Here is a 9,484-nt window from a genome sequence, read left to right on the forward strand (position 1 = left end):
CCTCGAAGGCCGCGGCCCCGTCACCGGTGGCGAAGGCCTCGACGACGGAGTCGAGGAGGGAGCCGTCGGTGTAGCCGAGGAGGGAGGTGGCCATCGCGTACGTCACACCGTCCGCTCCGGCGCCGGCGAGGAGCTGGTCCATGACGGACATGGAGTCACGCACGGAGCCGGCGCCGGCGCGCACGACGAGCGGCAGCACGCCGTCCTCGACCGGGATGTCCTCCTTCTGGCACACCTCGGCGAGGTAGTCCCTGAGCGTGCCGGGCGGCACGAGGCGGAACGGGTAGTGGTGGGTCCTGGACCGGATGGTCCCGATGACCTTCTCGGGCTCCGTGGTCGCGAAGATGAACTTCAGGTGCTCGGGCGGCTCCTCGACCACCTTGAGCAGCGCGTTGAAGCCGGCCGACGTGACCATGTGGGCCTCGTCGATGATGTAGATCTTGTACCGGCTGCCCGCCGGACCGAAGAAGGCCTTCTCGCGCAGTTCACGGGCGTCGTCCACACCACCGTGGGAGGCCGCGTCGATCTCGATGACGTCGATCGAACCCGGTCCGTTCCTGGCCAGGTCCTGGCAGGACTGGCACTCGCCGCAGGGGGCCGGGGTGGGGCCCTGCTCACAGTTCAGGCAGCGGGCCAGGATGCGCGCGCTGGTCGTCTTGCCGCAGCCGCGCGGACCGCTGAACAGGTACGCGTGGTTGACCCGGTTGTTCCGCAGCGCCTGCTGCAGCGGGTCGGTGACATGCTCCTGCCCGATGACCTCGGCAAAGGTCTCCGGGCGATAGCGGCGGTACAGCGCGAGAGACGACACGCATACGAGGTTAATGGCGCCCACTGACAACAGGCTCCGCCCGCGGCCCGGCGATCACGGCCCCGGCTCCGGCCCGCCCGGCCCCGGGAACGCAAGCGCCCCCCACGCACCCGCCAGAGCCGACCTACCCTTGCTGCCTTCCGGCCCTGGGGGAGTTCAGTCAGATAGCGCCGCGTGAGGGGCTGCGCCCACAGTACCCGATCGCGGCCCGAGGGCAGTAACGGATCGGGGCCTGCGGGAACGGGTTCGCGAGCACTCCCCTCGGTCATGTAATGTTTCCGGCGGAGGATTCGCCTAGAGGCCTAGGGCGCACGCTTGGAAAGCGTGTTGGGGGCAACCCCTCACGAGTTCGAATCTCGTATCCTCCGCCAGTGCCTCACCGGGCACGATGTCGAAGGGCCCCACCGTTCGCGGTGGGGCCCTTCGACATTGTCCGTCTCGGTTTCCGTCTCGGTCGGCTTTTCCTTCGGTACCGGGTGGCGCCCAGAGCGCGTCTCCGACTTGCTGAGCGACTTTCCGGAGCATGACTCCGGTCACATGCGTGTACGAGGCGGGGACCGACTGCCGCCCGAGCCGGCGGTGCCGGTTCTGCCTACCCTCGACATAGGGGGTGGCCAACCCGGAAAAGGACCGCCATGGACCTCCAGCTCAAGGACAGGGTCGCCGTCGTCACCGGAGCGAGCAAGGGCATCGGCCTCGCCATCGCCGACGCGTTCGCCCGTGAAGGCGCGCACGTCACCGTCGGCAGCCGGAGCAGCACTCCCGAGCTCAGAGAGCTCCACGAGAAGTACGGCGTCACCGCAGTCCCGGTCGACTTGTCCACCGCGGACGGACCGGGCGCACTCGTCCGACACGCGGCGGACCGGTACGGCAGGGTCGACGTCCTGGTCAACAGTCTGGGCACCGCGACGCCCCGTCCTAGCTTCCTGGACATCGACGACGCCGAGTGGCAACGGATCTTCGACATGACCCTGTTCAGCGCGGTCCGGGCCAGCCGCGCCGCGCTCCCTCACCTGCTGGCCGGGGACGGGGGTTCCATCATCAACATCAGCTCCATCAACGCGCGTCTGCCCTTCCCCATGGTCGTGGACTACTCCGCGGCCAAGGCCGGGCTGAGCAGCCTGACCAAGTCGCTGTCCGAGGAGTTCGCACCGCGCGGCGTCCGGGTCAACGCGATCGCCCCGGGGCCGGTTCGCACTCCCTTCTGGACCGCGCCGGGCGGCTTCGCCGATGCCACGGCAGCCCAGGCCGGCACCACCGCGCAGGAAGCCATGGACGCAGTCGTGCCGCAGAGCATGGGCATCTCCACAGGACGAGTCACCGAAGCTCACGAAGTCGCCGACCTGGCTCTCTTCCTCGCCTCCCCGCTCGCCGGCAACATCACAGGAGCCGAGTTCACCATCGATGGCGGCCAGGTCAAGACCTTGTGATCTCCTGCCCCTGCTCTCCTGAACGGCCTGCGTCACTCACAGCACACCGAGAAGCACACCTGTGTGACACAGTGTGATCAGTTGGTCACGTCTGCGAGGAGGCTCGCCATGTCGAATGTCCCTGCCGGTCTCAAGTACACCGACGAGCACGAGTGGGTGCATGCCGAAGCCGACGGGACACTGACGATCGGCATCACCGACCACGCCCAGAACACACTCGGGGACATCGTGTTCCTTGAGCTGCCCGAGGTGGGCAAGCAGGTCAAGGCCGGGGATGCCATCGGCGTGATCGAGTCGGTCAAGGCCGCTTCCGACATCTACAGCCCGGTCACCGGCGAGGTCGTCGCGATCAACATCGACGCCACGGACACGCCCGAGGAAGTGAACAGTGACGCTTACGGCGCCTGGCTGTTCAAGATCAAGCCGGCGGACGGTGCCTCCACGGACAACCTCCTGGATGCCTCCGCCTACGCGAAGCTGATCGGCTGACCCTGCTCGTGACAGGCCGGCGGTGTGGCGACCGGCACGCTCAACCGGGAGTGACGCTGTCCTTCGTCCATCCGACCGAGAGTCCCCAGATCCCACTCGTCCGGGTCGTCACCGACACCGTGACGTTGTTGCGGCTGCGCCGGAGGCCTACTTCGTTCAGCTGACCGGGGTCGCCGTTCGCGCAGACGACGGTGTAGTCCACGATCGAGCCGACGGTGACGTCAACGGTTCCGGAGCCTGAGCAGATCACGCCGACTTCCAGGGTTCCCTGCCCGATGCGGGGGATTTCGGGGAACGTGCGAGGCGCCTTTTCCCCGCCTGCTCGGATGAAGGTCTCCTCGGCCGCAGAAAGCTGCGGCGGGGTACGGGGATTCCCGGTCGCGGAGGGAACGGCGGTGGGTGTGCTGGGCGGGGCCGCCTGGGCCGGTGGGCTGCTGAGCGGTGCCCGGTGTCCGTCCGGGGCCGTGCTGGTGCATCCCGTCACAGTCAGCACGGCCACCGCACCGGCCACCCCCAGTCTTCTCACCGAGAGGACTGGTCCTACTGGTCCCACTGGTTCCACGGAGCCTGTGATGAGACGCATTTCTTTCCCCCTGTTTCCCACTGTTTCCCACGAACTCACTTGCTCGGACCGGCTCAGTAGGGCAGTGGGATGTCGTGTTCCTGCAAGGCTGTGGCGTAGCGGGTTAGGAGGGTGGTTGCCAGGAGGAGGCCGGCGGAGTCCCGGGCCCCGGTCAGGTCGCCCCGCTCGCACGCTGCGGCCACCTCGGCCACGTCGCCGCGGAGGATGTGGAGGGAGTCGCCCTGGAGGAGAAGTCCGGGGAAGCGTCGCCCGGGAAGCCGGACCACTGCGTCATTGCCGCCGTCGGTGAGGAGTTCTGCCTCGATGTGTTCCATCGGGCCATCCCACCCCACGTGCCCGTCCCGTCGACCGGGTTTTCCGAGAACGAGCGGGCGCGGGCGCCGGAGGGCGGGTCAGCGGGTCACGCGTACCGGTGTCGAGACCGTCACCTGGTCCAGGTCGGAGACCCGGACCGTGGCCTTCATGGTCCAGGTACCGGGCAGGGGCAGGGTGAAGGAGGGGACGGACCAGTAGCCGCCCCGGTCGGTGACCTTGGTGTCCAGGGGGCCGACGCGCTGGGCGGGGAGCGTGAAGGTGAGGCGGAGTCCGGGGACCGCGGAGAGGCCGCCGTCGGGGCCGTAGATCACCGCCTGCACGGAGTTGGTGCCGACGTGCCCGGGATCGAGGGTGATCTGGATCTTGCCCCGGCCGCCGGCGGCCCCGGTGTCGAAGGGGAGCGTGGTGACGAAGGCCGTCGGGATGCCCGTGGCCGGGGAGACGGCGGCCTGGACCGGCTCCGTCGCCGCGCGGCCGGGCACGGTGCTGGTCAGGAGGGTGGTCAGGGCCAGGACCAGCAGGCCGGCCACGGCCTCCAGCAGGACGGAGCGGCGCAGCAGGGACAGGGCGGGGTTCGCGGGCGGGGCCGGCGGGAGTTCCGGAAGTGGGGGCCCGGTGGCCGGTTCGGGGACGCGGACGGGGGCGGGGGCGGTCGCGGCGGCCCCGACCAGGCGGGCGGTCCAGGTGCGGGAGCAGGCCGCCGCCAGGAGCAGCGCGGTGACCGCGGCCAGCTTGGCCAGGAGGGTACGGCCGTACGTCGTGTCCGTGAGCGCCTGCCAGGAGCCCAGGCCCCGCCAGGACTGGTAGACGCCGGTCACCACCAGGACCGTCACCGAGGTGAACGCCAGGCGGGAGAAGCGGGCCGGGACCGAGGCGGGCAGGCCGGCCGGCGCCGGGGTGTGCCGCAGGGTCCACAGCAGGGCGGCCAGACCGCCCAGCCAGGCGCCCATGGCCAGCAGGTGCAGGGTGGAGGAGACGATCGCCACCGGGACCTGGATGCCCGCCGAGGCGTGGTCCGACGCCGACCAGGTCAGGGACAGGGCGGTCGCGAGGACCGCGCCCGCGGCGAGGACGGCCCGGCGCGGGAGGGGGGTGCGGAGTCTGCGCAGGACCGGCACGGCGGCCGCGGCCAGGAGCAGCAGGGCCAGGCGGAGCAGGAGCAGCCGGCCGGGGCGGGTCGTCGCCGTGTGGGTGAGGGCGGACGGGGAGAAGGCGGTCGTCGGGGCGGCGGCCTCCTCGTAGGGAGCCCGCAGGAGGTACAGGGCGGCGCTGGAGACGAGGAGGGCGGCCGCGGCGGCCAGGGCCGGGGTGCGCAGGTGGGCGGTGGCCGGCGGGCGGCAGTACGCCACGAACGCGGCCGTGCCCAGGAGCAGGGCCAGGGAGAGGTAGGCGAGGTAGCGCGCGATGGTGTGCAGGGCCGTGGTCGCCCGGTTCTCCGCGCGGTCCGCGGGCGGTGCCGCCGGTGCCGCCGTGCGTTTGCCGATCGAGAAGGTGAGCGCGCCGGACACCGGGTGGCTGTCGGCCGACACCACTCGCCAGGCGACCGTGTACGTGCCGGTGGCGAGGCGCGCGGGCAGGCGGACGCGGGCCGTGTCGGAGCCGGCCGGGGCGTGGTCGGCGGGGCCGGTGCCGACGCGGCGGTTGCGGGGGTCGTAGATCCGGAAGGAGTCGGTCAGCAGGCCGACCGACTCGGTGAAGGTGAGGGTGACGTGGCGGGGGGCGGTGCGCAGCACGGATCCGTCGCCGGGGTCGGTGGAGCGCAGGACGGCGTGGGCCGAGGCGGGGGCCGCGGTGCCGAGGAGCAGGCCGGCCAGGACGGCGGGGAGGAGCAGGACGGACAGGAGAAGGGCGCGGCGGGCGGGCCTCGGCCCGCGAGGGCCCTGGGGGCCCTGGGGGCCCTGTGAACCCCGCCGTCGTCCCGGTCGCCGGTCTCCGTCACGCAGCACCGTCGTCAGCCTCCGTCCCCACGCGCACCCGTGCCGGTGCCTCTGTACGGCACACCTCGGTATAGGTACGCGGAGAACCGCCGGTGTGCTCAGCTCCGTCACCGACGGGTGAGGTCAGGGGCGGCGCAGGTCGTCGATCCGGGCGGCCGCGGCCGGGTACCGCGCGGCCGGGCGGGCCGTGTCGTCACCCGGGGAAGGCTACCGCCCGGTCGAGGAAGGCCAGTTGTGCGTGCTTCTCCGGGAGGTGGACGTCGGGCAGGTCGACCTCGGGCAGGACGACGGCGGGGCCTCGGCTGAACCCGTGGCGTTCGAAGCGGGCGATCGCCTTGGTGTTGCGCACGTCCGGGTCGATCACGATCCGCCGGCGGCCCAGGACCAGCAGGGCGTACGACGTGATGGCCGTCAGCAGGGCGGACGTCCAGCCGGGACGCGGCCCGTCGGGTCCGGCGGGGGCGAGGAGGAGGTGGACGCCGAGGTCGCCCGGGCGGACGTCGTAGCACTCGCCGACCCGGTCGGCGGAGGGTTCGTACGTCTGCAGGAGTGCGGCCGGTTCGCCGTCCTTGGTGACGAGGTGGGCGTGGTGGGTGCCGAGGGTGCCCATGTGGGCGTAGATCTCGGCGACCTGGTCCCTGGTGAGGCCGTTCATGCCCCAGAACACGGCACGTTCGTCGCTCACCCAGGCGTGGACCAGGTCCGCGTCGCCCTCCGGGTCCAGGGCGCGGATACGGACGGTGCCGTAGCCGTCGATGTGCTGGACGTGCAGGTCAGTCATCGGTTTCCTCGGTGGGGTCGGGGGTGGCCGGTTCCGCCGGTTCGGTTCGTTCGGCCGGTTCGGGGGTGAGCAGGGTCCAGTCGGTGACCACCGGGACCAGTCGTCCCTCCAGCCACAGCGGGAGTTGGTCGCGGTGGTGGGGGGCGCCGGGTACGCCGTCGGCGCCGAAGGGGACCACCCAGCGGCTGCCGGCGCGGTCGGCCAGGTCCCAGACGTACCGGGCGGCCGGGCCGCGGGCGGCGCGGTCGGTGAGGCCGGGGACGGCGGAGGTGCACAGCACGCAGTCGTGGTCGCCGGCGAGACCGGGCTCGTCCGCCGCGAGGTGGGGCTCGGTCGGCAGCGCCCGCCAGGGGGCCAGGCGGTGGGTGGCGGACCAGGGGGCGGCGGGGGGTGCGGCGGCGACCTCCTCCAGGGCGGTACGGACGGCTGCCGCACGGTCGATGCCGTACAAGTCGTCGGCACCCAGCAGGTGTTCGAGGGCGTGACCGACGCGTGGGACGAGGGCCAGCCAGGGCAGCAGGACGTCCGGGTAGGCGGGGGGTGCGGTGAGCGGGGCGAAGACCGGGTGGGCGGCGAGCCGGCGTACGACCGCGCCGCGCACCGCCGCGTACACCGCCGCGTCGGTGCTGTCCGCGTCCATGCGGCGGTCCCAGGCGAGCAGGCGGTCGCGCAGGGCCTCGGCGGCGGGGGTGAGGCCGGTGAGTGCGGCCAGGTGGTCCAGGAGGGGGGCGGCGGAGCCGAGGTGGGTGTCGGTGTGGATCGCGGGCATGTCGTCGGCGGTCCAGGCGCGGCCCCCGTCGAGCAGGGCGCGGATGCGGGCGGCGCGGTGGGGCGGGGCGAACTCGATGCCGAGGGGGGTGGCGAGACCGCGGGCGTTGGCCATCACCGCGATGCCGTCCTCGGTGGCGGGGCGGGCGTACGGCGTCTCGTGCGCGCCGTGCCAGTCGTGGCCGGGTTCCCAGGCGGGCACCGGGCGGAGGCGGTTGGCCTCCGCGCGGACGGGGACGTGACCGGCGACTCGGTGCAGGGTGCCTCCGGCGGTGTCGGCGGCCTGTACGACGTTGACCGGCTCGGTCCAGGCGTCCAGGGCGCGGTCGATGTCGGCGACCGTGCGGGCGCGGAGGAGCGGGAGGAGGGCACTGAAGCCGAGGTCCTCGGTGACGCGGGGCGGGTAGCGGAGGGCCAGCGCCTCGGCTCCGCGGCCGACCGGCCCGGGGACTGCGCCGGTACCGTCCGCGCGGCTCTCGCCGAACGGGTCCAGCCCCTCCGGGCCCCCGGCGATCACCGGGCCCCGCGGTGTCTCCACGACCTCGATCTCGACGGGGGGTCCGCCGGCGACGTGGACCGTCTCGGTGTGGCGGGTGACCCGCTGCCAGGTGCCGTCGGGGGAGAGGGCCTCGATGCCCGCGCCGGTGCGGCGGAGGCGCTCGCGGTAGAGGTCCTGGTAGTCGGCCATGGCGTTGGTGATGGCCCAGGCGGCCGTGCCGGTGTGGCCGAAGTGGGCGATGCCGGGGACGCCGGGCACGGCCAGGCCGATGACGTCGAACTCGGGGCAGGCCAGGCGGATCTGCTGGTAGACCCCGGGGTCCTCGATGAAGCGGTGCGGGTCGCCGGCGATGAGGGCGTGCCCGGTGGCGGTGCGGTCGCCGGTGACCAGCCAGCCGTTGCTGCCCGCCGTGCCGGGGCCGTCGGTGGCGAACAGGCCGACCGCGCCGGGTCCGAGGTGCCGTACCGCCTGCTCGCGCCAGAGCTTGGCGGGGAAGCCGGCGAACAGGATGTGCGTGGCGAGCCAGACGGCGAGCGGCGTCCAGGGCTGCCAGCGGCCCGGGGTCAGGCCGGTGCGGGCGAACTCGGGTGCGCGGCGGGCGCCGGCGGGCAGGCTCTCGTCGACCCCGTCGGCGTACGCCCGTACCCAGTCGGCCGTCTCGGGGTCCCGGCGTTCCAGCGCGGCGAAGCAGCGGCGGGCGGTGTCCTCGATGCGGGCCCGGCGGGCGAAGACGTCCCAGGAGCGGGCGTCGGCGCCGAGGAAGGAGGCGGAGGTGCCCTGGGCGCGGTGCCGCTCGACCTCCAGTTGCCAGGCCCGGTCGTGGGCGGTGACGCGGCCCTGGGCCCGGGCGAGTTCGCGGGCGCTGGACGCGCGCAGGTGGGGGATGCCCCAGGCGTCGCGGTACGTCTCGGTGGTCACCCGGAGAACTCCTGTGTTTTAGGTTAGCCTTGCCTAACTTATACGTGCGGAATCGTACGCGAACCGTGGAGGGGTCATGGGGCAGGGGCGGGGCTGGGAAGGCGCGGTGCTGAAACTGCTGCGCGCCAAGGACTTCGTACTGACGGTGCTCGACGCGCAGGACGTGACTCCGCACTACCGGCGGCTCCGGGTGAGCGACGGCGGGCTGCTCGCCGCGACCGGCGTCCACCCCACCATGTGGGTACGACTGTGGTTCTCCGCCGACGGCCGGCCGCACCAGCGCGCCTACACCCTGGTCGACCCCGACCCGGTCACCGGCACCTTCGCGCTGGAGTTCGCGCTGCACGCGGGAACGGCCTCCGACTGGGCGCGGGCCGCGCGGCCCGGCGACACCGTCGAGGCCACCGTCCAGGGCACCGGCTTCCAACCTCCCGACCCCGCGCCCTCGCACGTCGTCGCCATCGGCGACCCGGCCTCACTGCCCGCGATGAACTCCCTGCTCGGCGCCCTCGGTACGGCCCCGGCCACCGTCTGGTTCGAGGGTGAACCGGCGGGGCTGCCGTACCGGACCGAGCCCGGCCGGCACGAGATCCGGGCGGTACCGCGCCAGGACGCGGGCGGCCACCTGGTGGCACGGGTCCGCGCCGAACTGCCCGCCGTCCTCGCCGGCACCCCGCAGCCGTACGTCTGGATCGCCTGCGACACGGCGACCACCCGCACGCTGGCGGCCTACGTCCGCAAGGACCTGGGCGTGCCCAAGCAGCGGGTGCACGCGCTGGGGTACTGGCGCGCGGAGTAATACCCACACAACCGCCCCGCCCGGCCCCGGCCCACCTGCCCGCCGGGGCCACGCCCTGCGGCCCGGTCGGCCACCCACCGCGGCCACGCCCAGCCCACCCAGTCGGCCACCCACCACGGCCACGCCCAGCCCACCCAGTCGGCCACCCACCACGGCC

General features: G+C 73.0%; 9 protein-coding genes, 1 tRNA gene and 1 other RNA gene. 4 read left to right on the forward strand and 7 right to left on the reverse strand.

What is annotated here, in order from left to right:
* Positions 1–808, reverse strand: an 808-nt coding sequence (dnaX, locus tag IE312_RS42930) for a DNA polymerase III subunit gamma/tau (RefSeq protein ID WP_229900716.1), incomplete at its 3' end; no start/stop codon positions are given.
* Positions 809–896: 88 nt separating this feature from the next.
* Positions 897–995: signal recognition particle sRNA small type (gene ffs, locus IE312_RS32885), an RNA gene on the reverse strand.
* A gap of 96 nt (positions 996–1,091) precedes the next feature.
* On the opposite strand from ffs, the gene IE312_RS32890 reads away from it, so the two are divergent.
* The 3 genes from IE312_RS32890 (at position 1,092) to gcvH (ending at position 2,727) form a co-directional block, all read left to right on the forward strand.
* A tRNA-Ser gene (locus IE312_RS32890) sits at positions 1,092–1,179 on the forward strand.
* A gap of 264 nt (positions 1,180–1,443) precedes the next feature.
* On the forward strand, positions 1,444–2,238 hold the full coding sequence (locus IE312_RS32895) for an SDR family NAD(P)-dependent oxidoreductase (protein WP_189985891.1): 795 nt from the start codon (positions 1,444–1,446) through the stop codon (positions 2,236–2,238).
* 108 nt (positions 2,239–2,346) lie between these two features.
* Entirely contained in the window at positions 2,347–2,727 is a 381-nt protein-coding gene (gene gcvH, locus IE312_RS32900) for a glycine cleavage system protein GcvH (RefSeq protein WP_189985892.1), read from the forward strand.
* 40 nt (positions 2,728–2,767) lie between these two features.
* On the opposite strand, the gene IE312_RS32905 is transcribed toward gcvH, so the two are convergent.
* The 5 genes from IE312_RS32905 to IE312_RS32925 form a co-directional block, all read right to left on the reverse strand.
* The gene (locus tag IE312_RS32905; protein ID WP_189985893.1) at positions 2,768–3,238 is read right to left on the reverse strand and encodes a hypothetical protein; all 471 of its coding nucleotides are present in this window, start codon (positions 3,236–3,238) and stop codon (positions 2,768–2,770) included.
* A gap of 125 nt (positions 3,239–3,363) precedes the next feature.
* A complete protein-coding gene (locus tag IE312_RS32910) occupies positions 3,364–3,624 on the reverse strand; it encodes a DUF6959 family protein (RefSeq protein ID WP_189985894.1) in 261 nt (86 codons plus the stop codon).
* Between the two features lie 78 nt (positions 3,625–3,702).
* Complete coding sequence (locus IE312_RS32915; protein WP_189985901.1) at positions 3,703–5,457, reverse strand: copper resistance CopC/CopD family protein; 1,755 nt, start codon at positions 5,455–5,457, stop codon at positions 3,703–3,705.
* Positions 5,458–5,755: 298 nt separating this feature from the next.
* Positions 5,756–6,343 (reverse strand): GNAT family N-acetyltransferase, encoded by a 588-nt coding sequence (locus IE312_RS32920; RefSeq protein WP_189985895.1) that lies wholly within the window; start codon positions 6,341–6,343, stop codon positions 5,756–5,758.
* Positions 6,336–8,528, reverse strand: a complete 2,193-nt coding sequence (locus IE312_RS32925; protein WP_189985896.1) for a penicillin acylase family protein — start codon at positions 8,526–8,528, stop codon at positions 6,336–6,338. The genes IE312_RS32920 and IE312_RS32925 overlap by 8 nt, the downstream gene beginning before the upstream one ends.
* A gap of 76 nt (positions 8,529–8,604) precedes the next feature.
* Between IE312_RS32925 and IE312_RS32930 the strand changes: the two genes are divergently transcribed.
* Positions 8,605–9,327 carry a siderophore-interacting protein gene (locus IE312_RS32930; protein ID WP_189985897.1) on the forward strand — a complete coding sequence of 241 codons (723 nt, stop codon included), beginning with the start codon at positions 8,605–8,607 and terminating at the stop codon, positions 9,325–9,327.
* Positions 9,328–9,484 lie beyond the last annotated feature (157 nt).

This window comes from Streptomyces capoamus (genome assembly GCF_014654935.1).
Lineage (GTDB): Bacteria > Actinomycetota > Actinomycetes > Streptomycetales > Streptomycetaceae > Streptomyces > Streptomyces capoamus.